The organism is Streptomyces venezuelae (assembly GCF_008642295.1).
Lineage (GTDB): Bacteria > Actinomycetota > Actinomycetes > Streptomycetales > Streptomycetaceae > Streptomyces > Streptomyces venezuelae_C.
The window spans coordinates 5,308,206-5,331,816 of sequence record NZ_CP029190.1 but is presented as its reverse complement, the minus strand read 5'-3'; the positions used below and the strand labels follow the sequence as shown (position 1 = coordinate 5,331,816).

Annotated in this window: 20 protein-coding genes; 9 read left to right on the top strand and 11 right to left on the bottom strand. The window is 71.9% G+C overall.

All coding sequences use genetic code 11. The features are described from left to right. Window positions 1-59: 59 nt before the first annotated feature. A complete protein-coding gene (locus tag DEJ50_RS24015; RefSeq protein ID WP_150210179.1) occupies window positions 60-455 on the bottom strand; it encodes a VOC family protein in 396 nt (131 codons plus the stop codon). 193 nt (window positions 456-648) lie between these two features. Here DEJ50_RS24015 and DEJ50_RS24010 point away from each other — a divergent pair, with 193 nt between their 5' ends. The 5 genes from DEJ50_RS24010 to DEJ50_RS23990 all read left to right on the top strand — a co-directional run bounded on the left by DEJ50_RS24010 (window position 649) and on the right by DEJ50_RS23990 (window position 5,995). Then, a complete protein-coding gene (locus tag DEJ50_RS24010; RefSeq protein WP_150210178.1) occupies window positions 649-2,613 on the top strand; it encodes a hypothetical protein in 1,965 nt (654 codons plus the stop codon). A 101-nt stretch (window positions 2,614-2,714) separates the two neighbouring features. Continuing rightward, window positions 2,715-3,611 carry a metal-dependent hydrolase gene (locus DEJ50_RS24005; protein WP_150210177.1) on the top strand — a complete coding sequence of 299 codons (897 nt, stop codon included), beginning with the start codon at window positions 2,715-2,717 and terminating at the stop codon, window positions 3,609-3,611. Continuing rightward, window positions 3,608-4,654, top strand: a complete 1,047-nt coding sequence (locus DEJ50_RS24000; RefSeq protein WP_150210176.1) for a PDR/VanB family oxidoreductase — start codon at window positions 3,608-3,610, stop codon at window positions 4,652-4,654. The genes DEJ50_RS24005 and DEJ50_RS24000 overlap by 4 nt, the downstream gene beginning before the upstream one ends. A 65-nt stretch (window positions 4,655-4,719) precedes the next feature. Beyond that, complete coding sequence (locus DEJ50_RS23995; protein WP_150210175.1) at window positions 4,720-5,451, top strand: TetR/AcrR family transcriptional regulator; 732 nt, start codon at window positions 4,720-4,722, stop codon at window positions 5,449-5,451. 7 nt (window positions 5,452-5,458) lie between these two features. Further along, the gene (locus tag DEJ50_RS23990) at window positions 5,459-5,995 is read left to right on the top strand and encodes a GNAT family N-acetyltransferase (protein WP_150210174.1); all 537 of its coding nucleotides are present in this window, start codon (window positions 5,459-5,461) and stop codon (window positions 5,993-5,995) included. On the opposite strand, the gene pulA is transcribed toward DEJ50_RS23990, so the two are convergent. Both pulA and DEJ50_RS23980 read right to left on the bottom strand, forming a co-directional pair. Next, complete coding sequence (gene pulA / locus DEJ50_RS23985) at window positions 5,992-11,397, bottom strand: pullulanase-type alpha-1,6-glucosidase (protein ID WP_150210173.1); 5,406 nt, start codon at window positions 11,395-11,397, stop codon at window positions 5,992-5,994. The genes DEJ50_RS23990 and pulA overlap by 4 nt on opposite strands. 43 nt (window positions 11,398-11,440) lie before the next feature. Continuing rightward, window positions 11,441-13,159, bottom strand: a complete 1,719-nt coding sequence (locus DEJ50_RS23980) for a carbohydrate-binding module family 20 domain-containing protein (RefSeq protein WP_150210172.1) — start codon at window positions 13,157-13,159, stop codon at window positions 11,441-11,443. Between the two features lie 381 nt (window positions 13,160-13,540). Here DEJ50_RS23980 and DEJ50_RS23975 point away from each other — a divergent pair, with 381 nt between their 5' ends. Next, the gene (locus DEJ50_RS23975) at window positions 13,541-14,092 is read left to right on the top strand and encodes an RICIN domain-containing protein (protein WP_190344665.1); all 552 of its coding nucleotides are present in this window, start codon (window positions 13,541-13,543) and stop codon (window positions 14,090-14,092) included. 121 nt (window positions 14,093-14,213) lie between these two features. On the opposite strand, the gene DEJ50_RS23970 is transcribed toward DEJ50_RS23975, so the two are convergent. Then, on the bottom strand, window positions 14,214-14,816 hold the full coding sequence (locus DEJ50_RS23970; protein WP_223837889.1) for a GNAT family N-acetyltransferase: 603 nt from the start codon (window positions 14,814-14,816) through the stop codon (window positions 14,214-14,216). 160 nt (window positions 14,817-14,976) lie between these two features. Here DEJ50_RS23970 and DEJ50_RS23965 point away from each other — a divergent pair, with 160 nt between their 5' ends. After that, on the top strand, window positions 14,977-15,411 hold the full coding sequence (locus DEJ50_RS23965) for a VOC family protein (RefSeq protein WP_150210170.1): 435 nt from the start codon (window positions 14,977-14,979) through the stop codon (window positions 15,409-15,411). Window positions 15,412-15,501: 90 nt separating this feature from the next. On the opposite strand, the gene DEJ50_RS23960 is transcribed toward DEJ50_RS23965, so the two are convergent. From DEJ50_RS23960 to DEJ50_RS23950, 3 genes are all read right to left on the bottom strand, one after another. Further along, window positions 15,502-16,017, bottom strand: coding sequence for a hypothetical protein (locus DEJ50_RS23960; protein ID WP_223837888.1), 516 nt, complete (start codon window positions 16,015-16,017; stop codon window positions 15,502-15,504). A 63-nt stretch (window positions 16,018-16,080) separates the two neighbouring features. Next, complete coding sequence (locus DEJ50_RS23955) at window positions 16,081-17,004, bottom strand: helix-turn-helix domain-containing protein (RefSeq protein WP_150210169.1); 924 nt, start codon at window positions 17,002-17,004, stop codon at window positions 16,081-16,083. Between the two features lie 203 nt (window positions 17,005-17,207). Next, complete coding sequence (locus DEJ50_RS23950) at window positions 17,208-17,672, bottom strand: ATP-binding protein (RefSeq protein WP_150210168.1); 465 nt, start codon at window positions 17,670-17,672, stop codon at window positions 17,208-17,210. Between the two features lie 111 nt (window positions 17,673-17,783). On the opposite strand from DEJ50_RS23950, the gene DEJ50_RS23945 reads away from it, so the two are divergent. Continuing rightward, window positions 17,784-18,632, top strand: a complete 849-nt coding sequence (locus DEJ50_RS23945; RefSeq protein ID WP_150210167.1) for a helix-turn-helix domain-containing protein — start codon at window positions 17,784-17,786, stop codon at window positions 18,630-18,632. After that, a complete protein-coding gene (locus DEJ50_RS23940) occupies window positions 18,629-18,844 on the top strand; it encodes a DUF397 domain-containing protein (RefSeq protein WP_150210166.1) in 216 nt (71 codons plus the stop codon). Before DEJ50_RS23945 ends, DEJ50_RS23940 begins: the two co-directional genes overlap by 4 nt. Before the next feature lie 85 nt (window positions 18,845-18,929). Here DEJ50_RS23940 and DEJ50_RS23935 read toward each other — a convergent pair whose 3' ends face one another. The 4 genes from DEJ50_RS23935 to DEJ50_RS23920 all read right to left on the bottom strand — a co-directional run bounded on the left by DEJ50_RS23935 (window position 18,930) and on the right by DEJ50_RS23920 (window position 23,608). Continuing rightward, window positions 18,930-19,958, bottom strand: coding sequence for a LacI family DNA-binding transcriptional regulator (locus tag DEJ50_RS23935; protein WP_411757637.1), 1,029 nt, complete (start codon window positions 19,956-19,958; stop codon window positions 18,930-18,932). Continuing rightward, window positions 19,946-21,583, bottom strand: a complete 1,638-nt coding sequence (locus DEJ50_RS23930; protein ID WP_150210164.1) for a glycoside hydrolase family 13 protein — start codon at window positions 21,581-21,583, stop codon at window positions 19,946-19,948. Before DEJ50_RS23930 ends, DEJ50_RS23935 begins: the two co-directional genes overlap by 13 nt. Before the next feature lie 124 nt (window positions 21,584-21,707). Further along, the gene (locus DEJ50_RS23925; RefSeq protein ID WP_150212326.1) at window positions 21,708-22,610 is read right to left on the bottom strand and encodes a sugar ABC transporter permease; all 903 of its coding nucleotides are present in this window, start codon (window positions 22,608-22,610) and stop codon (window positions 21,708-21,710) included. A 2-nt stretch (window positions 22,611-22,612) separates the two neighbouring features. Continuing rightward, the gene (locus DEJ50_RS23920) at window positions 22,613-23,608 is read right to left on the bottom strand and encodes a carbohydrate ABC transporter permease (RefSeq protein ID WP_150210163.1); all 996 of its coding nucleotides are present in this window, start codon (window positions 23,606-23,608) and stop codon (window positions 22,613-22,615) included. Window positions 23,609-23,611 lie beyond the last annotated feature (3 nt).

Below are 23,611 nucleotides of genomic sequence, written 5' to 3'. Positions count from 1 at the left end.
TGCGGCGGGGCCGGGCCGAACCGGCCCCGCCCCGCCGCACGGGACCGGCCCGCCGTCGGCTATCCGACCGCCTCGGTGAAGGTGTACGGGGTGGTGATGATCTCCATCCCGTGCCCGGACGGGTCGCGGAAGTACAGGCCGCGCCCGCCGTGGTGGTGGTTGATCTCGTTCGCCAGCTTCATCGCCGGATCGGCGTAGTACGTGATCCCGCCCGCCCGGAGCCGCTCGAAGGCCGCGTCGAACTCGCCGTCGGAGATCAGGAACGCGTAGTGCTGCGGGACGATCGACTCGGCGGGGATGGACGCGAAGTCCAGCTGCACGCCGTTGGCCGTGTCGACCGGGACGAACGGGCCCCACTCGGTGCCGACCTCGAGGCCGAGGACATGCGCCAGGAAGGCGGCGGATTCCCGGTTGTCACGGGAGTGGACGATGGTGTGGTTGAGCTCGACTGCCATGGGTGAGTGCCTCCAGAAGGCATCTCGCGGTCACCTCCATGCCTCACCCGGTCGGTGACCGGCACGCGATGCCGCCGCCCGTGATCGTATGCAGCAGGCACGGCTCCGTCGAGCGGTTTACGCGGTCCGGGCCGGCCCGGGCCGGCCCGGGCCGGGGCGGTGACCATCCGCGGATTCGCTCGTTCTGCTGAACGTGACTGCTCCGGATACCGCCACCCGACCCGCCTCCGCCGAGGACCGCGCCCTGGTCGCCGTCGATCTCGGCCGGGCCGAGGCCGCGCTCGTCGAGCACTACCCGCGGCTGGTGCGGATGGCCTATCTCGTGCTGCCGCCCGCCCTCGGGCGGAACCGCCGGGTGCTGGGGGCGCACGCCCTGGTCCAGCGGGCGCTGCCGCGCGGCCGGGCCGCCGCCGGGACGGCCCGGGTTCCGGCCCAGCGGGGTGCGGGGGCCGGGGCGGCGGCCGATCCCGGGTACGCGTACGTCCGGCTGCGTGTGCTGCGGGCCGCGCTGGAGGCCGGGCTGCCGCTGACCTTCCGCAGGCTGCCCCGGCGCGCCCAGCTGCCGCCGCTGCTGCCCCAGGTGTGGGGGCTGCGGTTGTTCCCGCGCTCGGGCGGGGCCGAGGAGCTGGCGCTGGACCAGTGGCTGGCCACCCTGAGCGGGCCGGCCCGGGCCGCCTGTGTGCTGCGCGTACTGGAGGGGCTGCCCGAGCCGGAGGTGCTGCGGGTGCTGGCCGAGGCGGGGGCCGAGGACCCGGCGGGCGCCGTTGCCGAATCCCGCGCGACGGCCCTGGGCGGGGCGGGCGGAACGGGCGGGGCGGGAGGTGCGGGCGAGGCGCTGCTCTCCTCCCCCGAGTTCGACCCGTGCGTGCTCCAGGCCCGGCCCACCGACCTGCTGCGCCGCCGCCGGTACGGGCGGGCCGGGCTCGCAGCCGGTGCCGCGCTGCTGGTCTGCGGTGCGCTGCTGGCCCTGCCGGACGGCGGCTGGGGGGCCGACGGTGCAGCGGCCCCGCCGTACGCCCGCAATGCCGCGGCCGAACAGGCCCTGGACCCCGGCGGGCTGACCCGGGTGGCGCCCACGGCCTGGCGCACCTCCTCCCGTACCGACTTCTCCGCCTGGCCCGCCCGCGGCTCCCGGACCGGGGACACCGCCCTGCTCCGCCGGGCCCTCGCCGTCTGGGCCCGCCCGGGTGCGGCGGTGGTGGTCTCGGCCACGCCGGGCACCCCGTCCGGGCCTCCGATGGGACCGGCACAGCTGCTGTACGCGGGCGAGGTCGACCAGGCCGTGGTGGTGTTGCTGTACGACGGCCTGCGGGTGGTCCGGTACGCCGAGCCGCGTACCGGCACGGCCGGCGCGGCCCTGGACTTCGCCCGTACCGACGGTGCCTCGGCGGAGACCTCCGGCGCGCTGGTGCTGAGCCGGGTCGACGGCAACGTCCGCTATCTGACGGCTCCGTGGGTGACCGGGGCCGCGGCCCGGGACCTGCTGAAGCCGGCGGACTCCCCCGCCCCGCTCCGGCTGACCGCGGACGGTGTGACCCCGCCGGTGCCCTCCCCCGCCCCGTCGGGCGCGTGCACCTCCTGGACGGCCCTGGCGCTGACCGCCGCGGACTCCACCGCCCTGGTCACCGACCTCGGCGAACTCACCCCGGCCCGGCTCACCTCGGGCACTCCGGCCGCCCCCGCGCAGGCGGTGGCCGCGGACTGGTCCAAGCTGGCCTGTCTGCTGCCGGCGGCCCGCTCGCACGGTGTCCGGTCGGTCAACTCCTGGGCGTACGCGAAGCAGCCGCTGCCGGAGGGCAACGGTACGGCGGCCTGGCTGTGCACCCGGGCGGAGACCTGGCGGGGCACGGCGGACCGGGTCCAGGCGCAGTTCCTGGCGCCGGGCGCGGCCTCGGCCACGGCGGCGGCCCAGGCGGAGGGCTCGCCGGCCTGCGGGGAGCGGCAGCCGCGGGTGCTGGCGGGCGTGCTGTGGAAGTCGCGGGCCGGTCAGTGGTACGTACTCGCGGCCGGCAGCGCCCAGTTCACCTCGCTGGAGGTCGCGGGCGGCGCGAAGGGCCGCGCCCAGGGCAGCCATCTGGCGGTGAAGGCTCCGGCGGGCGCCCAGGTGGAGCTGACGGGCCGGCTGGCGGACGGCACCAAGGCGGGCGTCCTGCGCTGACCGCCGCCACCGCCGCCCCCTGATTGCCCCCGCAGCCCTGTGCACCGAGGAATCGGTGCACAGGGCTGTCGCATGCAGCTACCCATCAGTACATTGACGCCATGTCTAATACGCCGCTCGCCCCCGCCCCCGTGGCGTCGGAACACATCGAACTCCGGGCCCGGAACGTCTCCTTCAGCTGGGAGGACTCCCCCCTCCACTGGCTGCCGAACGATCCGTTCGCCACCCACACCATCAATGTGCTCCATCTCCTCCTCCCGGCGGGCGAGCGGTGGTTCGTCCACGTCTACAAGCAGGTGCTGCCGCTGATCCGGGACGAGCAGCTGCGGGCGGACGTGGTCGGTTTCATCGGGCAGGAGGCCATGCACGCGACGGCCCACGACGAGGTGCTGCCCCACCTGAAGCGGCTGGGCCTGGACCCCACCCCGTACACGGCGCAGGTGGACTGGCTGTTCGAGAAGCTGCTCGGCGACCGCACCCTGCCGCCGGGCCGGGCCCAGCGCTGGTGGCTGCTGGAGCGGGTCGCGATGATCGCGGCGATCGAGCACTACACGGCGTTTCTCGGCAACTGGGTGCTCAACGCGGAGGAGCTGGACCGCCGGGGCGCCGACCCGATGATGCTGGACCTGCTCCGGTGGCACGGGGCGGAGGAGGTGGAGCACCGGTCCGTCGCCTTCGACCTGTTCATGCACGTGGACGGCAGCTACCGGCGCCGCGCCCGCACCTGGGCCACCGCCTTCGGCGCCCTGGTCTTCCTGTGGCAGCGCGGCGCCCGCTTCTTCATGGAGAACGATCCGACGCTGACGAACGGCCGGGCCTCACTGGGTCAGTTCGTGCGGGCGGGCCGGCAGGGCACCCTCCCCTCCACCCCCGCGATGCTGCGCTCCATCCCCACCTACCTGGCCCGCACCTACCACCCGTCCCAGGAGGGGTCCACGGCCCAGGCGGTCGCCTATCTGGCGAGCTCTCCGGGTGCGAACGGCGGTGCCGCCCGATGAACCGGATGGTGCAGGCCGCCGCGGTGGCGGGCGTGACCTACCTGGCCAGGCGGGCCGTCCGCGCCCGCATCGGCCGCTCCCCGCTGTGGCCGCTGCCCGCCCTGGCCACCCCCGTCTCGGGCTACTCCCCGCGCCGCTGGATACCGGCCCGGATCGTCTCCCGCACGGAGCCCGCCGAGGGCGTGCTGCTGCTGCGGATCGAATCCCCGGAGTTCCCCGGCTGGGCCCCGGGCGCGCATGTGGACATCCGGCTGCCCTCGGGGCTGATCCGCCAGTACAGCCTGTGCGGGGACCCCGCGGACTCGGGTGCGTACACCATCGGGATACGGCTGGTCGAGGACGGCCGGGGCGGCTCCCGGGAGGCCCACGCGCAGCTGGCCGAGGGTGCGGGAATCGACGTCCGGCCGCCCCGCAACCGGTTCGCCCTGGAGCCCGCCGGACGGTACGCGTTCGTCGCGGGCGGCATCGGCATCACCCCGGTCCTGCCGATGCTGCGCGCGGCCACGGCCGCCGGGGCGGACTGGACCCTGCTGTACGGGGGCCGCTCGCGGGCGACCATGCCGTTCCTGGACGAGCTGTCGGCGTACGGCTCCCGGGTCACGGTCGTTGCGGAGGACGAGTCGGGCCTCCCCGACCTGTCCCCGCTGGCCGCAACGGACCCCGCCACCCCGGTCTACTGCTGCGGGCCGGAATCCCTGGTGGAGGCGGTCCGTTCGGCGGTCCCGGAGGGCGTACGGGTCATGGCGGAACGATTCACCCCGGCCACGAGCACCACCCTGATGCAGCCCTTCACGGCGGAACTCCGGCGCACCGGCCGGACGATCGAGGTGGGCGCCGCGGAAACCACCCTGGCCGCGGTCCGCCGCGCCCTGCCCAACACCCCGTACTCCTGCGAGCAGGGCTTCTGCGGAACCTGCCGGCACCGGGTCCTGGCGGGCGGGGTCGACCACCGCGACGAGCTCCTGACCGAAACGGAACGCGAGGACTCGATGCTCCTCTGTGTCTCCCGCGCTGCGGGCGACCGGCTGGTCCTGGACCTCTGAGACCGGTCACCCGACCACCGGCGGGACCGGTTCCGCTGCCCTGGCGAGGGATTAGGGTGGCGGGCATGACAACCGGGGTGCGACGCAGGATGGGTGTCGAAGAGCGGCGGCAACAGCTGATCGGGGTAGCCCTCGAGCTGTTCAGCCACCGTTCTCCCGACGATGTGTCGATCGACGAGATCGCCGCGGCGGCCGGGATATCGAGGCCGCTCGTGTACCACTACTTCCCGGGCAAGCTCAGCCTGTACGAGGCCGCGCTGCGGCGCGCCGCCGACGAACTGGCGGCGCGGTTCGTGGAACCTCAGGAAGGGCCGCTCGGGGCCCGGCTGTTGCGGGTGATGGGGCGGTTCTTCGCCTTTGTCGACGATCACGGGCCGGGGTTCTCGGCGCTGATGCGGGGCGGGCCGGCGGCCGGCAGCAGCCGGGCCAACGCCATGATCGACGAGGTGCGCAGGGCCGCGTACGAGCAGATCCTGGCGCACCTGGGGATCGAGGAGCCGCCGGCCCGGCTGGAGTTGGTGGTGCGGTCCTGGGTGTCGCTCGCCGAGTCCACGGCCCTGATCTGGCTGGAGGGGAAGCGGATTCCGCGGGCGGAGCTGGAACTCCAGCTGGTCCACGACTTCGCGGCGCTGGCCGCGGTGAGCGCCGCCTACGACGGGGAGATGGCCCGGATCCTGCTGCGGATGCTGGCGGACGAGCCGGCCGACGGGCCGTTCGGCGAGCTGGTGGGGCGGTTGGGAGGGCTGGTTCCGGGAGGCGCGGTACCGGGAGGCGCGGTGCCGGAGCCCCGGCGATAATGCCCCCGTGATCATTGATGAGGGGATCGTGTTCCGGCACGCCGAGGAGAAGGACGCCGGAACGCTGGTGGCGCTGTACGACGCCGCCGCCCGGTGGATGCGGGCGAGCGGCATCGACCAGTGGAAGCCGGGCGAGAAGGATGCGGCTCATTTCACCGCCCGGATGCGCGACGGGGAAGTGTGGATCGCGGCCGACGCCGACGGACGGGTCGCCGGGGCCTACGAGTTGTGGTGGTCCGACGAGGAGGCCTGGGGCGTGCAGCCCCCGGTGGCCGGCTATGTGCACCGGCTGATGGTGGAACGCGAAACCGCCCCCGCCGGGACCGGACGCCGCATGCTCGAACATGCCGAGCGGCGGATCGCCAGGACCGGGCGGGAGCGGGCGCGGCTGGACTGTGTCTCCACCAACCCCCGGCTGCTCGCGTACTACCGGGATGCGGGCTACCGGGTGGTCGGGGAGTTCCCCCACAAGGAGGGCAAGGACGGGCAGGTGTACGGGGTGATCCTGCTGGAGAAGCGGCTGGATCAGCTGACGCTCGTCTAGCCGGACGCCCCCTGGCCGGACGCCTGGGCCCGGGTGAACACCGAGACGGTGCGGCCCGGGACGGTGAAGGTGCCGGTGGCCGCCTCGTACCCGGACTGCCGGACGACCGGGTCGGAGCCGGCGGCCTGGACCGGGTGCAGCCGGTAGCCGGTGCCGGCGGCGGCCGGGAGCTGCTGGCGCTGGGTGGCCGGGGTCGCGTTGAACACGACGACCAGATCGCCCAGGGTCATGGTGATCACACCGGGGGTTTCCGCCGTCCCGGAGAGCGGGAAGGCCAGCCGCTCCTGCACCTCGGCGGCCGTGCCGAGGGCGAAGGCCGGTTCCGTGGTGCGGATGCGGAGCAGGTCCCGGTAGCCGGCGGCGGTGCCGTCGATCTCCGGGCAGCCGGGGGCCGGTCCGGTCAGCAGCGGCTTGGCGTACGGCCACTTCGGGCGGTTGTCGGCGGCCGGCGGGAGGCCGCGGCCGAAGCCGTTGCCGTCCCGGCAGTCCCAGTGGATGGCGTTGAACCAGTCGCCGCTGTCGTAGGAGTTGCGGTCCAGGGACTTGGAGCGCAGCAGGTCGGTGCCGGCCTGGGAGAGCGCCGGGCCCTGGGAGAGGGTGGAGACGGCGAGGGCCAGGGTCTGCATACGGGCCCGGTCCGCCGGCGCGGTGGCCGCCGGGAGTTTGAAGGTGAGGGCGTCCGCCAGGGTTTCGTTGTCGTGGGCGTCCACATAGGCGAGGGCGTCGCCCGGCGCGGCGGCGTAGCCGGCCGGGGAGCCGTTGTAGTCCACGTCCGCGCCGGTGACGCTGCGGCCGGTGGTGTCGGTGAAGCGGTAGGTGGCCAGATTGCCGGAGAGGCCGACCTTGATCAGGTCCTGGGCGTGCAGCAGCCGGGCGCGCTGCTGTTCCGGGGTGCCGTTCGCGGGTGAGCCGTTGGGGGCGGTGAAGAGGCCGGAGGCGAAGCCCTGGACGCCCGGGTCCTCGTCGAAGGGGCCGCCGCCGCGGGCCGCGTCGCGGGCCCGGTCGGAGAAGGTGGCGATGCCGGTGCCCGCCATGTTCTTCTGGGTGGCCTGCACGAAGCGGGCGTCGTCGGCGATCTCGCCGAAGTTCCAGCCCTCCCCGTAGAGGATGATCGCCTTGCCGTCGACCCCGTCCTTTTCGGGGGTGAGGGCGTCGAGGGCCTGCCGGACGGCCAGGATGTTGGCCTTCGGGTGGTGGCCCATCAGGTCGAAGCGGAATCCGTCGACCTTGTACTCCTTGGCCCAGGTGACGATCGAGTCGACGACCAGGCGGCCCATCATGGCGTTCTCGGGTGCGGTGTTGGCGCAGCAGGTGGAGGTGGCCACCGTGCCGTCGGCGAGCAGGCGCTGGTAGTAGCCGGGGACGATGCGGTCCAGGACGGACTTGTCCGACTGGCCGGCGGCGACGGTGTGGTTGTAGACCACGTCCATCACGGTGCGCAGGCCGGCGCCGTTCAGCGACTGGACCATGCGGCGGAACTCGACCGTGCGGGCGGTGCCGTTGGGGTCGGAGGCGTAGCTGCCCTCCGGGACGGTGTAGTGCAGCGGGTCGTAGCCCCAGTTGTAGCCGTCCTTGGCCGCGGCGGCGGCCGTGCAGGCCTGCTGCTCCTCGGAGTCCGGCGCGTGGGAGGCCAGGTCACAGGCGGGTTCGGTGCGGTCGGCCGGGTTTTCCGGGATGGTGCCGATGTCGAAGGCCGGCAGCAGGTGGACGTAGGAGGTGCCGGCGGCGGCCAGGGAGCGCAGGTGGCGCATGCCCGCCGAGTCGGCGTCGGTGAAGGCCAGGTACCGGCCGGGGTGCTTCGAGGTGCGGTCCGCGATGGAGAAATCGCGGATGTGGAGTTCCTGGATCTGGGCCTGGGACATCGGCGTGGCGGCCGGCTTGCGCAGGGTCCGCCAGCCCTGGGGGGCGAGAGCCGGGTCGGCCAGGTTCACGGCCAGGCTGTGGGTGGAGTCGGTGGTGAGGGCGGTCGAGTAGGGGTCGGTCACCAGGTTGGTGACCAGCGCCTGGGTGCTGGGCGCCCAGACGGTGACGGCGTACCGGTACTTCTTCCCGGCCCAGGAGCGGGGGCCCTGGGCCGACCAGACGCCGGTGGCGTCGTCGCGGCGCATCGGCAGGGTCTTCCCGTCGAGTTCGAGGGCGACCCGCTGGGCGGTGGGGGCCCAGACGGAGAGCCGGACGCCGGTGCTGCCGAAGACCGGGCCGAGCGCGGCCTGGTTGGCGTACAGGTCGTCGAGGACACCGGCGAGCTGGACTCCGGTGGCGGCGAGGACGGCGCCCTGGGCGGTGCGGGCGCTCGCGACGAGCTGTCCGCGCAGGGCCTCGCGGACCCGGCCGCGGTCGCGGGGGTCCACGGTGAAGGCGGCGTACGAGGCCAGGTGCGGGAACTTCTGGCGCTGGGCGGGGGTGAGCGCGGACCTGTTCAGGCGCAGCCAGGAGGCCGGGCCGGTCAGGGTGCCGTCCTTGACGGTGACCGCACCGTCCGGGGAGGCCAGCAGCTGGACGGAGGCGGCGGCCTCCGGGGCGTTCCAGGCGACGGTGTCCCGGTCGATCCAGACGGCGTGGGCCTTGGTGAGGTCCAGGGCGGCGGCGGATCCGGCGGGCTGCGGGAGGAGGTGCTTCTCCCGGCCGGCCAGCAGCCAGGCCTCGTGGCCGGTGGCCTTCAGGTCCAGGGACTGGTCGGAGGGCAGGTCCTTCTCGTCGCCCTTGTGGAGGATGTAGGAGAGGGAGGTGGCGCCGGGGGCCAGCGGCACCTCGTAGACCGCTCCGTAGGAGTCGAAGCGGGCGGGCATCAGCGGCTTGGACCAGTCGGTGGGGTTCGCGGCCCCGGTCCAGGTGTGCAGGCCCCAGCCGTCATAGGCGCCGTCGGGGCGCTTCAGGTGCAGGACGGCCTTGGTGGTGTCCTGCGGCGGGTAGCCGGGGCGTTCCGGCCGGGGGGCCTCCTTGCCCTGGTCCAGCCAGATCTCGCCGGTGCGGGTCAGGTCGATGGTGCGGTCGGCGGCGACGTCCTTGTTGCCGTCCTTGTCGATGACCAGGTAGCCGACGGAGCTCGCGCCGGGCTTGAGGCGGACGTACGCGAAGGCGCCGTAGGCGTCGCGGCCGGTGAAGGGGTGTCCTTCGGGCCAGGGCTGCTGCTCGCCCTCGGCGATGTCCCCCCAGGCGTACAGCCGCCATTCGGTGTAGTTGCCGTCCGGGCGGTTGTAGTGGACGACCGCGTAGTCGCGCTGGGTGGCGGTGGGCGGGGTGACCACGGGCGGGGCGCCGGCGGTGGAGGCGGCGAGGGTGCTCGCGGTGCGGCCCCTGCTGTCGATGACGACCGCCTTGTAGCGCAGCGGGGTGCCGGCGGGGGCGGTCACATGGTCGGTCACCTTGTAGGGGGCGTGGTCGGCGGAGCCGAGGACGCGCCAGGCGTCGTTGCCGGTCTGGGCGGCGAACACGACCCGGTTCAGGGGGCCGCCGCCGGTGACCTCGGCCGTGATCTCGACGGTGCCGGTGGCGCCGGTGGCCGGGGCCCGCAGGGTGACGGCGGGTGCGGCGGCCGGGGCGGGCAGGGGCCGGTCCGCGCGGAGCACGGTGGAACCGAGCGGGGGCACGGTGACGCGGACCTTGCCGGTGGCGGTGACCCGGACTCCCGCGTCCGGGCCGCCGTATACGGTCCGGAACCCGGTCCGGGTCGCGCTGTCGACCGGGATGTCCACGGTGACCGGCTCTGCGGAGTTGTTCACGGCGACCGCGTACTCGGTACGGGCACGGGCGTCGGCCCGGGCGTCGGCCCGGGTGAAGGCGTACACGGAGCCCTCGGCCAGGCGCTCGGTCTGCACGCCGTCACGGAGGGCCGGGTGGGCCTTGGTCAGCTGCGAGAGAGCACTGATCTGCCGGTAGAGCGGGTGTCCCGGATCGTAGGCATCGCTCGCGTGGGTGCGGGCGGTGCCGAGCTGGTCGTCGTCGAGGTAGTCGGCGGTCTTCGAGGCGAAGAGGGTCTGGCGGGCGTCCTTGTCCCCGCCGGCACCGGTGAAGCCCTGCTCGTCGCCGTAGTAGATCACCGGGTTGCCGCGGCTGAGGAACATCAGTTCGTTGGCGAGCCGGTAGCGGGACAGCAGCTCCTGCTCCCCGGCACCGGGCCGGTCCTGCTTCAGGAAGGTGCCGAAGCGGCCCATGTCGTGGTTGCCGAGGAAGGTGACCTGCTCGTAGGCGTTGGCCTTGTCCGTCGTGTAGCGGTGGTCGTCGCCGAGGACGCGGGCCAGCCGCCCGGCGTCGGCGCCCTGGCCGGCGTACGCCCGGATCGCGTCCTGGAGCGGGAAGTCGAGGGTGGCGTCGAGCCGGCCGCGGGTGACGTAGGGGGAGGTCACGGCGGTGTCGGCGGAGTAGACCTCGCCGAACATGAAGAAGTCGGGACGGCCGCGCTTCGCGGCGTAGGCGTCGAGGGCGGTGGCCCACTGGGTCCAGAATTCGGTGTTGACGTGCTTGACCGTGTCGATGCGGAAGCCGTCGATATCGAACTCGCGGACCCACTTCTCGTAGATCTTCTCCATCCCGGAGACGACCTCGGGGCGTTCGGTCCACAGGTCGTCGAGACCGACGAAGTCGCCCTGGTCGCTGGACTCCCCGGCGAAGGTGGAGTCGCCCCGGTTGTGGTACATGGCGGGGTCGTTGAGCCAGGCGGGGACCTTGAGGTTCTTCTTGGCCTCGGGCACCACCGGGGTACGCGGGAAGGCCGTTGCCGGGTCGGTCTTCGGGAACGGCCGCTTGCCGTCTGTGTGGTCGGCGTAGTCGGAGTCGTTGAAGGGGACCCCGTCCTTCGTCAGGTAGGGGAAGGCACCCTTGGAGAGGTAGGAGTAGGACTTCTCCCGATAATCGACAACATCCGCGGTGTGGTTGGTGATGACGTCGAAGAAGACCTTCATGCCCTTGGCGTGGGCCTTGTCGATGAGCCGCTCCAGATCGGCATTGGTGCCGAAGTGCGGGTCGACCTGGGTGAAGTCGGTGATCCAGTAGCCGTGGTAGCCGGCGGAGGCGTTCTCCCCGGTGCCCTGCACCGGCTGGTTCTTGAAGATCGGCGCCAGCCAGATCGCGGTGGTGCCCAGGCCCTTGATGTAGTCGAGCCGGTCGGTCAGCCCCTTGAGGTCACCGCCCTGGTAGAAGCCCTTGTCGGCCGGGTCGAGGCCGGTCTCCAGCCGGGTGCCGGTGAGGCCGCCGCGGTCGTTGCGGGGGTCGCCGTTGGCGAACCGGTCCGGGAGGACGAAGTAGAACTGCTCCCGGGTGAGGTCGTGCCGGGCGGGCTGGGAGGCGAGCTTCGCGTCCGAGGGTGGTGCGGGCGGGCGCTGTCCCGCCGCGGCGGCGGGCAGGGCGGGCAGGAGGGTCACGGCCAGGGTGGCCGCGACGGTGCCTGCTGCGGAGCGTTTCAAGGCAGGGGCTCCTTGGTCGGAGAGGCGGGGGCGGGGCGGGCGGTCAGTTGCGCCAGGTGTCCGTCAGGGTGACCTTGCCGTTGGCCGGGACGGTGGCGGAGCGGTTGGCCCCGCTCTCCCAGGTGACGTTGCCGGACCCGTCCTTGCGGACGTACTTGTACTCGAACGTGGTGCCGGCGGGCAGGGCGACGTCGAGCTTCCAGACCGGGTAGGCGGCCGGGTCGAGCTTGGGGGCCGCGCCGGGGCTCCAGCTGCCGAGGGCGGAGTGGCTGCCGGCGATGTGGACGTTCTGGCCGGGGACGGTGGTGGCGGTCACGGCGAAGGAGGCACCGGCGGCAGCGGCGGAACAGCTGCGGGCACCGGCGTGCAGGGCCAGGGCGGTACCGGGCGCGACGGTCGCGGTGAACTGCCCGGACCCGTTGACGGTGACCGTCCGGCCGCTCTGCACGTCGCAGTAGTCACCGGCCGGCAGGGAGCTCTGGAAGGTCCGCGTCAGCGCGGCGCCCTCGTGGTTGATGGCCACATACGCCTTGGTGCCGCGCCCGAACGCAATGGCGTCGGCTCCGTTGTCCCACCAGTTCACGACACCCTGACCGCGGGCCGTGTTCCGGAAGGCGACCATGGAGGAGATCTCCCGCCAGGCGTGCTGACACTTCCACCCGTCGGCGTAACAGGCGTTCACCTGGCCCCCGTTGGGCGGCCCGGCGTCCTTGTCACTCCACTCGTACCCGGAGTGGACGTCCGGGGAGCCGTAGGGCCAGGCGAGCATGAAGACGCTTGCCAGGGTGTAGGCGGAGCCGTTCTTGTAGTTGAGGGTGTCGCCGCCGCGCTCGGTGTCGTGGTTGTCGACGAAGACGCCGGACTTCCCGGAGGGCATGTGGCCCCAGCCCTCGCCGAAGTTCTTCAGGTAGGCGAGGTTCTCATTCTGGAAGACCCGCTTGAGGTCGCGGGCGTAGCGGAACTCCTGTACGTCGCCGGAGCCGAGGTACTCGGCCGGGTCCACCGCCTCGCCGGCGCCGAATATCGCCTCGTGCTTCCAGTAGACGTTCGGGTCGGTCAGCCGGGACTTGATGTTCGCCAGGTCGGCGGCGGGCATGTGCTTGGCGGCGTCGATGCGGAACCCGTCGACGCCCAGCGAACGCAGATCGTTCAGGTAGGCGGCGATCCGTGCACGGACGTGCTCCTCGCCGGTGTCGAGGTCGGCGAGCTTGACCAGCTCGCAGTTCTGGACGTTGCCCTTGTCCTGGTAGTTCGAGATCTCGGCCCGGCAGTCGTCCATGTCGGCGCCGGAGTAGGTGCCGGGGTAGTCGTACTTGCGGTAGACGGACCCGCCGGTGCCGGTGAGGGTGGCGTTCGGGTCCGCCGGGCCGGCCATGTGGTTGATGACGGAGTCCGCGACGACCTTGACCCCGGCCGCGTGGCAGGCGTCGATCATGTTCTTGAAGGCGGTGCGGTCACCGAGCCGACCGGCGATCTTGTAGCTGACCGGCTGGTACGAGGTCCACCACTGCGGACCCTGGACGTGCTCCTGCGGCGGGGACACCTGCACGTACCCGTACCCGGCGGGCCCGAGGGTCTCCGTACAGGCCCGGGCGACATCGGCGAACCGCCACTCGAAGAGGACGGCGGTGACGTCCTTCCCCCCGGGCGGCACGGCGACGGCGGGGGTGGCCGCCGTGGCCCCGGCGGTGAGGGTCGCGGCGGCGAGGGTGGCGGCGGCCACCACTCTGGCGGTGCGACGCGGGTGTCTGATGGTGCGCATGGGGGGGATGGGGGGCATGGGGGCCTCCTGGCGGAGAGGTGGGGATTGTGAGGACCGTAGGGGTCACCCCCGCGTGTTGCAAGACCTTGCGCAAGACATTGCAGAATTGTTTCCGATCTTGGGGTTGCAGGCGGAACCGGGGCGCAGTACCGGTCTGTTGATGCCAGGGCAAGACATTCCGATCGCGGCGTGTCCGACATACAGGGAATGGCCGGTACCCCCGTCGTGGGAGGGGCCCGGGTTCCGGTGGGATATGGCTGCGCCGGGGAGGACGCGGTAGGACACCGTCACAGACCCCCGGCACATGCCGACCATTCCTCACTGTCACTGTCGTCATCGAGCACCCGGGAGATCCCCATGTCCCGTACGACCGTGTTACGCATGCGTTCCGCCGCCGTGGCCGTGGCCGTCACAGCCGTCCTGACCGGCGGCATCGGCTACGCCCAGGCGGCCCCCGCGGCCACGTCCTCCGCGTCCGCGAGCCCGTCCTCCGCGGCGGCCGTACCGGGCGGCGCGCACAAGTACGTCAACGCCGCCACCGGCAAGTGCCTGGACATCCAGGGCGCGTCCCACGATCCGGGGGTCCCGGTGCAGCAGTTCAGCTGCAAGTCCGGCTACCACCAGTCGTTCGCCACGTACTTCGCCCCCACGGACCCGACCACCACCCGCATGCAGCCCCGCCACTCCGGCAAGTGCATCGGCGCCGACGGGTCCGCCCCCGGTTCGCGGGTCACCCAGCAGGTCTGCCACGACGGGGCGATCCAGCGCTGGGAGCTCGTCGACCTCGGCGGCGGCCAGGTAACGGTCAAGAACGTGGCCACCGGCCTCTGCCTGGACGACGGCGCCAACCCGGCCGGCAGCCGCCGCGAGGTCCGCCAGGTGGTCTGCACCGGCACCGCCACCCAGATCTGGGTGCGGCACGCGGTCTCGTAACCACGGCACTCAGGCGTCGGGGCCCTGGACAGAGGGCCCCGGCGCCGAACGCGGTCCCCGTACGCGGAATCCTCACGTGGGCCGCCGTCGAAGCCGGACACTGACATGGGTGCGGCAGCGGTCAGGCGTCCCAGGCGCGGGGGCGGTTCAGACCTTCCCATTCGGGGCGGAGCAGCATGAACACGGCGAGATCGTGGCGGCGACCGCGGTGGAGGCAGGCGGCGCGGCTGGTCCCTTCCCTGCTGAAGCCCGACTTGGCGAGGACGCCGAGGGCGGGGTCGTTGTCGGTGTGCGTCTCTGCCGTGAGCCGGTACATCGGGAGTTCCCCGAAGGCCAGGTCCACCACGGCGTCCAGGGCGGCGGTGCCGTGGCCGCGCCCACGGTGCCCCGGGGCGAGCATCAGCTCGACCCGGGCAGTGCCGTCGACCAGGTTCTGACCGCACAGCGCAACGTGTCCGACCGGGGTGCTGTCGGGCAGCAGGATGAGGAAGTCGTCGCGGTCTTCGTCCTCGATGTCGCGCTCGATCCGCTCGCGCGTTGCGGTGAGCGGGCGCGGCCAGAAGCCGATGTGGTGGGCGGCCACGGGGTCGGATCGCCAGCTGTGCACGAGCTCGGCGTCGTCCGTGTCGAGTGCTGCGAGGCCGACGGACTCGGCCCGCCAGGAGAGCTCCCTTTCCGGTTCCACGCCCTGCTCGTCGCCCGCCATTCCGAAGTTTTCGATCACGGCCGGATGCTATGGGCGTCATCAGACCGGGACCACCGGGTTTCTCCGCTCAGCGGGATCGTCCGGCCGCCGAGGTTCGCACGATCCTGGCGTGGGCCGCCGTCGCGGGGCGGACGGAAAAAGGAAACTCCGCAACGGGGCCCGTTGCTACGGTGGCCCGATGACATCGATCAAGCAGTTCCAGGTCACCTTCGACTGCGCCGAACCCGAGCGCGTCGCCCGCTTCTGGTGTGAGGTGCTGGGGTACGTCGTACCGCCGCCGCCGAAGGGGTTCGACTCCTGGGACGCCTTCGACCGCTCGCTGCCGCCCGAGCACCAGGGTTCGGCGTTCGCCTGCGTCGACCCCTCGGGCGTCGGCCCGCGGCTGTTCTTCCAGCGCGTTCCCGAAGGGAAGGTCGTCAAGAACCGGGTGCATCTCGACGTGCGGGCCGGCACCGGGCTCGTGGGGGAAGAGCGCTTCGCCGCACTCGACGCAGAGCGCGCACGGCTGGAGGAGCTCGGCGCCGTATGCGTACTGGTGCAGCGCGCCGACGGCATCAACGAGTCCTGCATCACGATGCAGGACATCGAGGGCAACGAGTTCTGCCTCGACTGAAACCTCAGGGACCCAGCTCCCCCGGCCGGCCGGAGTGTGACCGGCTGTGCCCGGCCTGAGCATCAGCCCCGAACCAGCCCGATGCACTCGTCAGCTGAAACCGAGCTCGGTGAAGGCGCAGCCCCCGCGTTCGGCGTACGGCAACACCTGTCCGGATACGACCTTCGGCGCCTGCCGGAAGTACTGGCGGAAGCCGGAGGCACGGAATTTCAGATCGAACGCATGGCCTTCGATGTGCCAGAGCGGAACGTGTGCGAAGTTCGGGCGGGCGTCGTCTGATGTCAGCCGGTGCACCCCATCGATCTCCAGGTCCAGGGCGCGAACCTTGAAGTCGAGGTCGCCCTCGAAGTCGAAGACGTCCTCGAAGACGAGCGTCACCGGGGAGACCCAGAACGAAAAGTGTGTTGCGGGCGGGATCGGGTGAACCCAGCGCACGATGTAGTCGAGGTCAAGGAGAAGACGCGGCAGGACGTCTTCGGTCGGCTGGACGGACAGGCCGTGGATCGTGGCGTCGTGCCAGCCCATCTCCTCGAAGTCCGCATCGCTCCAGACACTCTTGGAGAGCCCTGATTCCTGGTGGCTGCCGTTACCCATGCCCGAATCCAATCAGACAGCTCATTGGAGACAGTCTGGGGACAGAGGCGGGTGGGAGGGGCCGGGGCCGGTGGTTCAGGCTGCTGTGGCGGCCGGCCGGGAGGCGCAGTCCTCGCAGTGGCCCGGGGTCGGGGCACGGAAGGCCCGGTCGCAGCCATCGCAGTTCCGGAGCGGGTGGATCGTACGGTCCCGGGGCATCGGTCCCGACGGCGGGGAGGCCCGGAGGGCGGGTGGGAGGAGTACTCGCAGTCGGTGTGCCAGCAGTGCGGCGGGGGCGCGGATCGGCTCCGGCGGCAGGCCCCCGGACAGTACGCCGCTGACCACGGCAGGTCGTACTCCGCGCTCCAACCACGCGACCGCGGCGGGCGCGAGCCGGGCCACGTCCCGTTCGGAGAGCAGCAGGCGGGGATCGCGGAGCCGCAGCCGTGCCAGCAACTCCGCTGCCTGTGCGTGCAGTTCGGGTCCTGCGGCGCTGGAGGGCTCCGGCAGGGCGGGCACAGCGGCGGGCGCCGGGGGTTCCGGGGTGGGCTGGGCCGGCGGAGCCGCCACCGACCCTTCCGGTTCTACCGGTTCTACCGGTGCTTGCGGCGCTTCCGGGTCTTCCGGAGCCTTGCGCTTCGGGGCGGGCGGCTCCGGCGAGGGGCCATCGTCCCTGCGCAGGGCCAGCGGGACGTTGTAGGAGATGACGTGGCTGACCACCTGCCCCGAGGGCAGCCGCTCCCGGTAGCGGGTCAGGTAGCCGTGCTCCTCCAGCTCCCGCAGGGCGGCGGCGATGCGCACCTCGCCTTCGGGGAAGCGCTCGGACAGGGACTTGACCGTCACCTTGGCGCCTGCCGGCAGCGACTGGATGTGCGTGGCCAGCCCGATCGCGGTGATGCTCAGCTCGCGGTGCTGGGCGAGGTGGTTTCCGATCTTGACGTACCGGTCACGCAGGACACGGTTGTCGTGCCGGATGCCGTACGAGGCGCGCGTGGGCGCGCTAAGCTGCCGATCAGCCATGGGGAAGGTTGTGCTTCCTCTGCGGCGAGGCCCTCGGTCGGGATGGCAGTCCCGTACGGGGGCCGTTCGCATGTATGGGGTTTGTCAGAGCCGAGCTTGCACGGCAATTGGCATATGCGCCAGCCAGGTTGGCCCGTTTCACCCGTCCGGGTGAGAGGGGGTAGGGGGAGGTTGGTAAGGTCATTTCCCCCCGTTATTTGTCATTAGGCGTCGAGCCGTACCGAAGGACGACCGGCCGGGTCGCGAGTTCCTCGATCCGGCGAAATACCGCCGGAGAGATCGATTTCCGCCCACACCGTTTTGAGTGGCGGCAGCCCCCGTTCCGTACCCCAGCGCGTGGCGAGCGCGGACACCAGCAGCAGCCCCCGGCCGGACTCCGCCTCCGGCACGGGGCGTTGGGCCGCGACGGCCGGCGCGGCCTCGCACCGGGTATCGGCCACCTCGATACGGAGCGTGCGGCCGGGCCGCAGGTCCATGGACAGGCGGAAACCGCGTCCCGGTACGCGGCCGTGCGTCACCGCGTTGCCCGCAAGTTCGGCGACGACCTGCGCCGCGTCATCGAACGGAACCGAGTGCGAGGCCAGTTGGGCCACGGCCAGCCTGCGGGCGAGCTGGGCTCCGCGCGGGGTCGCGGGAAGGGTGACGGCGAAGGAGATTTCCTGATTCACGTCACTCAGCGTGGTCGGTCCTGCGTAGCCTGAGAAGGGCCCGGGCCGCTGTGTACGGCCGCTGTCCACGGCGGTCCCGGCCTGTACCGCCGGTCCACGAGGAGGTGGAAGTTGAGCGCAGACGGCACGGACGAGTCGAGCTGGGAGCTCGATCCCGAGGACGAGTCCGGGGCGGTGATCGCCGCGGTGGGCCGACAGCTGAGAATGTGGCGCGAGGCGGGCGGTTTTGACCGCGCGCAGTTCGGTACGCGGATGGGATACAGCCAGGAACTGATCTACAAGATCGAGCGCGGCGCCCGCATTCCCCGCCCCGAATTCCTGGACAAGGCGGATGAGATCCTCGGGGCGTCGGGAAAGATCGCCGCTATGAAGGCGGACATCGAGAAAGCGCGCTACCCGAAGAAGGTCCGGGATCTGGCGAAGCTTGAGGCGCAGGCCGGCGAGATCGGGGCGTACGAGAACGCGTTCGTACACGGCCTGCTCCAGACGGAGGAGTACGCACGCGCCCTCTACGCGCTTCGGCGGCCCGCCTACGCCGAGAGCGAGGTCGACCGCCTTGTCTCGGCGCGCATGGCACGACAGGAGGTTCTTCGCCAACAGCCCGCGCCGCTGCTGACCGTCGTCCAGGAAGAGGCTGTACTCCGGCGGCCCATCGGGGGCAGGATGGTGTTGCGACGCCAGCTGGAACACCTGCTCCAGGTCGGTGGCCAACGCAACGTCGAAATCCAGGTCATGCCGACGGCCGTCGAGGAGCATGCGGGGCTCGCCGGCGCGCTGAAGGTGATGCGCCTGCGGAACGGAACAGCAGTCGGCCACAACGAAGTTCAGCTGGTCAGCCGCCTGATCACAAACCCCGGCGAGATCCAGATCCTCGACATGCGCTATGGCATGATCCGAGCGCAGGCTCTCACACCGAGGGAGTCCCTTACGTTCATCGAGAAGGTACTAGGGGAGACATGAGCAGCGTCCGGCCGCCGACCGAAGCACTTTCCCAACTGGTGTGGGTCAAGAGCAGCTACAGCAGCAACGACGGACCCGACTGCGTCGAAGTCGCCGGCGCCCCCGGCGCCGTCCTCGTCCGGGACTCCAAGCGCCCGCACGACGCGCCGTACCTCAGCCTGTCCCCCGCCGCCTGGGGCGCGTTCCTCGGGTCGGCCACCGCCCACAGCTGACCAGAAACGACAGCGCCGGGGCCCTGGACAGAGGGCCCCGGCACCTGGCGGGTCTCGGGGAGGAGCCCCGAGTTCGTGGGGGCCCCTACGGGGCCTGGGCGGTGGAGCCGCGGACCACCAGCTCCGGCTGGAAGACGTACTCCGTGCGCTGGACCGGGGTGCCGCCGACCGCCTCCAGCAGCGCGCCGACCGCCGCCGTCGCCATCGCGCGCACCGGCTGCCGCACGGTCGTCAGGGGCGGGTCGGTGAACGGGATCAGCGGGGAGTCGTCGAAGCCGACGACCGACACGTCCTCCGGCACCCGCAGTCCCCGCTCCCGCGCCGCCCGGATCACGCCCAGCGCCATCGGGTCGCTGCCGCACACGATGCCGGTGCAGCCGCGGTCGATGAGCGCCCCGCCCGCGGCGTGGCCGCCCTCGACCCGGAACAGGGTGGGCTGGATGTCCGCCTCGCCGCACGGCAGGCCCAGTTCCGCCATGGCCGCGCGGAAGCCCTCAGCCTTGCGGGCCGAGGGGACGTACCGGGTCGGGCCGATGGCCAGCCCGATCCGTTCATGGCCGAGGTCGGCGAGGTGGCGTACCGCCATCCTCGCCGCCGCCCGGTCGTCCGGGGAGACGAACGGCGCGCTCACCGCCTCGTTGAAGCCGTTGATCAGTACGAACGGCAGCCCGCGCGCCGCCAGCCGCTGGTAGCGCGCGGGATCGGCGGCCGAGTCCGCGTGCAGGCCGGAGAGGAACACGATGCCGGTGACGCCCCGCTCCTCCAGCTGCTCCACCAGCTCGTCCTCGGTGGCCCCGCCCGGGGTCTGGGTGCACAGCACCGGCGTGTACCCGTGCCCGGCCAGCGCCTGTTCGATGACCTGGGCGAAGGCCGGGAAGATCGGGTTGGTCAGCTCGGGTATGAGCAGGCCGACCAGGCCGTTGCTGCGGCGGCGCAGCCGGACCGGGCGCTCGTAGCCGAGCAGGTCCATGGCGGCCAGCACCTTGTGCCGGGTGCCGGCCGCCACGCCCGCCTTGCCGTTGAGGACCCGGCTGACGGTCGCCTCGCTGACCTGCGCCTGCGCAGCGATGTCCGTCAGCCGCAGCGGAGACGTCGGGGACGTCACACCTGCCACCACACCGTGCTGTCGGCGGCGAGCACCCCGTCCTCGGTCGGGCTGCTGGCCAGCAGGACCGTGCCGGGCGCGGGTATCCGCACCGCCTCGCCGGTGGTGTTCGCGGTGCAGACGAAGCCGCCGCGCCGGAACGCGAGTACGCCCTCGGGGGCGTCCAGCCACTCGACCGCCTCGCCCGCGCCCAGCTCCGGGTGCGCGCGCCGCAGCCGCAGGGCGGCCCGGTACAGCTCCAGGGTGGAGTCGGGGTCTCCGGTCTGCGCCTCGACGCTGAGTTCCGCCCAGGAGCCGGGCTGCGGGAGCCAGCTGCCGCCGGTGCCGAAGCCGTACGGGGCCTCCGTACCGGACCACGGGATCGGGACCCGGCAGCCGTCGCGGAAGCCGTCCTGGCCCGCCGCGCGGAAGAACGACGGGTCCTGACGGACCTCGTCGGGCAGGTCGGTGACGTCGGGCAGGCCGAGCTCCTCGCCCTGGTAGACGTACGCCGAACCGGGCAGCGCCAGCATCAGCAGGGTCGCCGCGCGGGCCCGGCGCAGGCCGAGCTCGCGGTCGCCCGGCTCGCGCAGCTGGGTGCCGAGCCCGGCCGGGTTGGCGAAGCGGGTGGCGTGCCGGGTGACGTCGTGGTTGGACAGCACCCAGGTGGTGGGGGCGCCGACGGGGCGCATCGCGGCCAGCGAGCCGTCGATGACCTCGCGCAGCGAGGCCGCGTCCCAGTCGGCGGTCAGGTACTGGAAGTTGAAGGCCTGGTGCATCTCGTCGGGGCGCACGTACCGGGCAGTGCGTTCGACGGTCGGGGTCCAGGCCTCGGCGACCAGGACGCGCTCGCCCTCGTACTCGTCGAGGATCCGGCGCCAGGAGCGGTAGATCTCGTGCACCCCGTCCTGGTCGAAGAACGGCATCACGTCGTTGCCGAGCAGCTTGAGCTGGTCCTTGGCGCCGAGGTCGGGCAGGCCGGGGGCCTTGACCAGGCCGTGGGCCACGTCGACCCGGAAGCCGTCGGCGCCCAGGTCGAGCCAGAAGCGCAGGATGGAGCGGAACTCGTCCTGGACGGCCGGGTGCTCCCAGTTGAAGTCGGGCTGCTCCGGGGCGAACAGGTGGAGGTACCACTCGCCGTCCGCGACCCGGGTCCAGGCCGGGCCGCCGAAGATGGACTCCCAGTCGTTGGGCGGCAGTTCGCCGTTCTCGCCCTTGCCGGGACGGAAGTGGAAGCGCTCGCGCAGCCGGGAGCCGGAGCCCTCGCGCAGCGCCTGCTTGAACCACTCGTGCTGGTCCGAGCAGTGATTGGGCACCAGGTCCACGATGATGCGCAGGCCCAGGCCGTGGGCCTCGCGGATCAGCGCGTCTGCGTCGTGCAGGGTGCCGAACATCGGGTCGATGGCCCGGTAGTCGGCGACGTCGTAGCCCGCGTCGGCCTGCGGGGAGGCGTAGAACGGGCTGAGCCAGACGGCGTCGACCCCGAGCTCCTTGAGGTAGGGAAGTCTGCTGCGCACGCCCTCGAGGTCACCCATGCCGTCGCCGTTGCTGTCGGCGAAGCTGCGCGGGTACACCTGGTAGATCACCGCGTCTCTCCACCATCCCGTGTGCGTGCCGGTGGTCGGTGCGGCGGGGGCAGCGAGGTGCTGGGTCATGTCATCCCTGAGGTTTCGGGGTGGGACGGCGCCGCCGTGGTCGGGGGCGGCGCCGTGCTGGGACGGGTACGTACGTCGGGCGAGCGGTACGAACGGTGCGAGCGAGGCGGGCGGGGCGGGCGGGTCAGCCCTTGGTGGCGCCGGCCGTCATGCCGGCGACCAGGTGGCGCTGGGCGAAGACGAAGAAGACCGCCGCCGGGATGGCGATGAGCACCGAGGCGGCGGTCATCGCGCCCCAGTTGGAGGTGTACTGGGTGACGAAGGTCTGGAGTCCGCCGGCCAGCGTGAGGTTCTCCTCGCCGACCATGAAGGCGGAGGCGTACGCGACCTCGCCCCAGGCGGTGATGAAGGAGTAGAAGCCGGTGACCGCGAGGCCCGGCTTGGCCAGCGGCAGGATCAGCCGCCAGAAGGTGCCGAAGGGGTTGAGCCCGTCGACCCGGCCGGATTCGTCGATCTCCACCGGGATGGTGTCGAAGAAGCCCTTCATCATCCAGGCGCAGAACGGCACCGCGATGGTGAGGTAGGTGATGATCAGGCCGAGCGGCTGGTTGAGCAGGCCCAGCTGCCCCATCAGGTTGTAGAGCGGCACGATGAGGATGGCCACCGGGAACATCTGGGTGATCAGCAGGGTCCACATCAGCGGGCGCATGCCGGGGAAGCGGAAGCGGCTGACGGCGTAGCCGGTGGTGGCGGCGATGAACACACCGAGGACGGTGGTGATGCCGGCGACCAGGACGGAGTTGCCGAACCAGGTGAAGAAGTGGGTGTCCGACACCAGGCTGCGGTAGTTGTCGAGGGTGGTGTCCTTGACGAAGTCCGTGGTCAGCGCCTGGTCGGCGGGCTTGAGCGAGGTCAGCAGGACCCACAGCACCGGGAAGACGGCGACGACGGAAGCCACGACCAGGGTGGCGTGCAGGCCGACCGAGGCGAGCGGGCTGCGCTCCCCCCGCTTGCGCGGCGAGCGGCGGGCGGCGGCAGGCGCGGTGGTGCCGGCGGCGGTTCCCGCGGGGGTCTCGGCAGTGGTCATGGTCACCACATCTCTCCCTGCTTGCGCAGCGAACGCCGGTAGACCAGCGCGAACATCATCAGGAGCAGCAGGATCAGCACGCCCCAGGTGGCCGAGCCGGCGAAATCGCGCGGGCTTTCCACGAAGGCCTCGCGGAAGGCCTGGGTCACCAGGATCTCGGTGGCGTCGCCCGGGCCGCCCCGGGTGAGCAGGAAGATCACCGGGAACATGTTGAAGGTCCAGATGGTGGAGAGCAGGATCACCGTCATGCTGACGGCCCGCAGGCCGGGCAGGGTGATGTGCCGGAACCGCTGCCAGGCGCTCGCGCCGTCCATCTCGGCGGCCTCGTAGAGCTCGCCGGGGATGGACTGCAGGCCGCCGAGGAGGGCCACCATCATGAAGGGGACGCCCAGCCAGACGTTGACGGTGATGACCGCGAACTTGGCCCAGGTGGGGTCGTCCAGCCAGGGGACGCCGGCGATGCCGCCGCCCTCCAGGATCTTGTTGAGGATGCCGTTGTCGCGGTTGAAGAGGAACCGCCAGGCGAACACGGAGACGAAGCCGGGGACCGCCCACGGGAGGATCAGGGCCATCCGGTAGAACCCGCGGCCCTTGAAGCTCCGGTTGAGCATGTTCGCCAGGACCAGCCCCAGCGTGAAGGTGATCGACACGCACGCGACGGTCCAGATCACCGTCCACACCAGCCGCTGCTGGAACACCGGGTCGCCGAGCACCGCCGTGTAGTTGTCGAGTCCGATGAACTCGTACGTGGCCTCGATGTGGTTGGCGCCGATGGTACGGCCCACATTGCGCTCGTTGGCGTCGGTCAGCGACAGGTAGATGCCGCGGACCAGCGGCCAGCCGATGATCACTCCGAGGACGAGCACCACGGGGGCGACCATCGTCCAGGCGTACCAGTGCGTGCCGAGTGCGCGGCGGAGCCGGCCGCGGCTCCGGCCGCGGGTGAGGTTCTCACCCGCGGCCTTCGCCACCGGCTGGCTGGTGTCAGCAGCAGCCATTCG

What these genes read in the sequence shown, in the direction of transcription:
- DEJ50_RS23980 (WP_150210172.1), bottom strand. Translation starts at nt 13,159, where the DNA reads ATGCGCACCATCAGACACCCGCGTCGCACCGCCAGAGTGGTGGCCGCC.
- DEJ50_RS23940 (WP_150210166.1), top strand. Translation starts at nt 18,629, where the DNA reads ATGAGCAGCGTCCGGCCGCCGACCGAAGCACTTTCCCAACTGGTGTGG.
- DEJ50_RS23995 (WP_150210175.1), top strand. Translation starts at nt 4,720, where the DNA reads ATGACAACCGGGGTGCGACGCAGGATGGGTGTCGAAGAGCGGCGGCAA.
- DEJ50_RS24015 (WP_150210179.1), bottom strand. Translation starts at nt 455, where the DNA reads ATGGCAGTCGAGCTCAACCACACCATCGTCCACTCCCGTGACAACCGG.
- DEJ50_RS23925 (WP_150212326.1), bottom strand. Translation starts at nt 22,610, where the DNA reads ATGACCACTGCCGAGACCCCCGCGGGAACCGCCGCCGGCACCACCGCG.
- DEJ50_RS23930 (WP_150210164.1), bottom strand. Translation starts at nt 21,583, where the DNA reads ATGACCCAGCACCTCGCTGCCCCCGCCGCACCGACCACCGGCACGCAC.
- DEJ50_RS23920 (WP_150210163.1), bottom strand. Translation starts at nt 23,608, where the DNA reads ATGGCTGCTGCTGACACCAGCCAGCCGGTGGCGAAGGCCGCGGGTGAG.
- DEJ50_RS23955 (WP_150210169.1), bottom strand. Translation starts at nt 17,004, where the DNA reads ATGGCTGATCGGCAGCTTAGCGCGCCCACGCGCGCCTCGTACGGCATC.
- DEJ50_RS24000 (WP_150210176.1), top strand. Translation starts at nt 3,608, where the DNA reads ATGAACCGGATGGTGCAGGCCGCCGCGGTGGCGGGCGTGACCTACCTG.
- DEJ50_RS23975 (WP_190344665.1), top strand. Translation starts at nt 13,541, where the DNA reads ATGCGTTCCGCCGCCGTGGCCGTGGCCGTCACAGCCGTCCTGACCGGC.
- DEJ50_RS23965 (WP_150210170.1), top strand. Translation starts at nt 14,977, where the DNA reads ATGACATCGATCAAGCAGTTCCAGGTCACCTTCGACTGCGCCGAACCC.
- DEJ50_RS24005 (WP_150210177.1), top strand. Translation starts at nt 2,715, where the DNA reads ATGTCTAATACGCCGCTCGCCCCCGCCCCCGTGGCGTCGGAACACATC.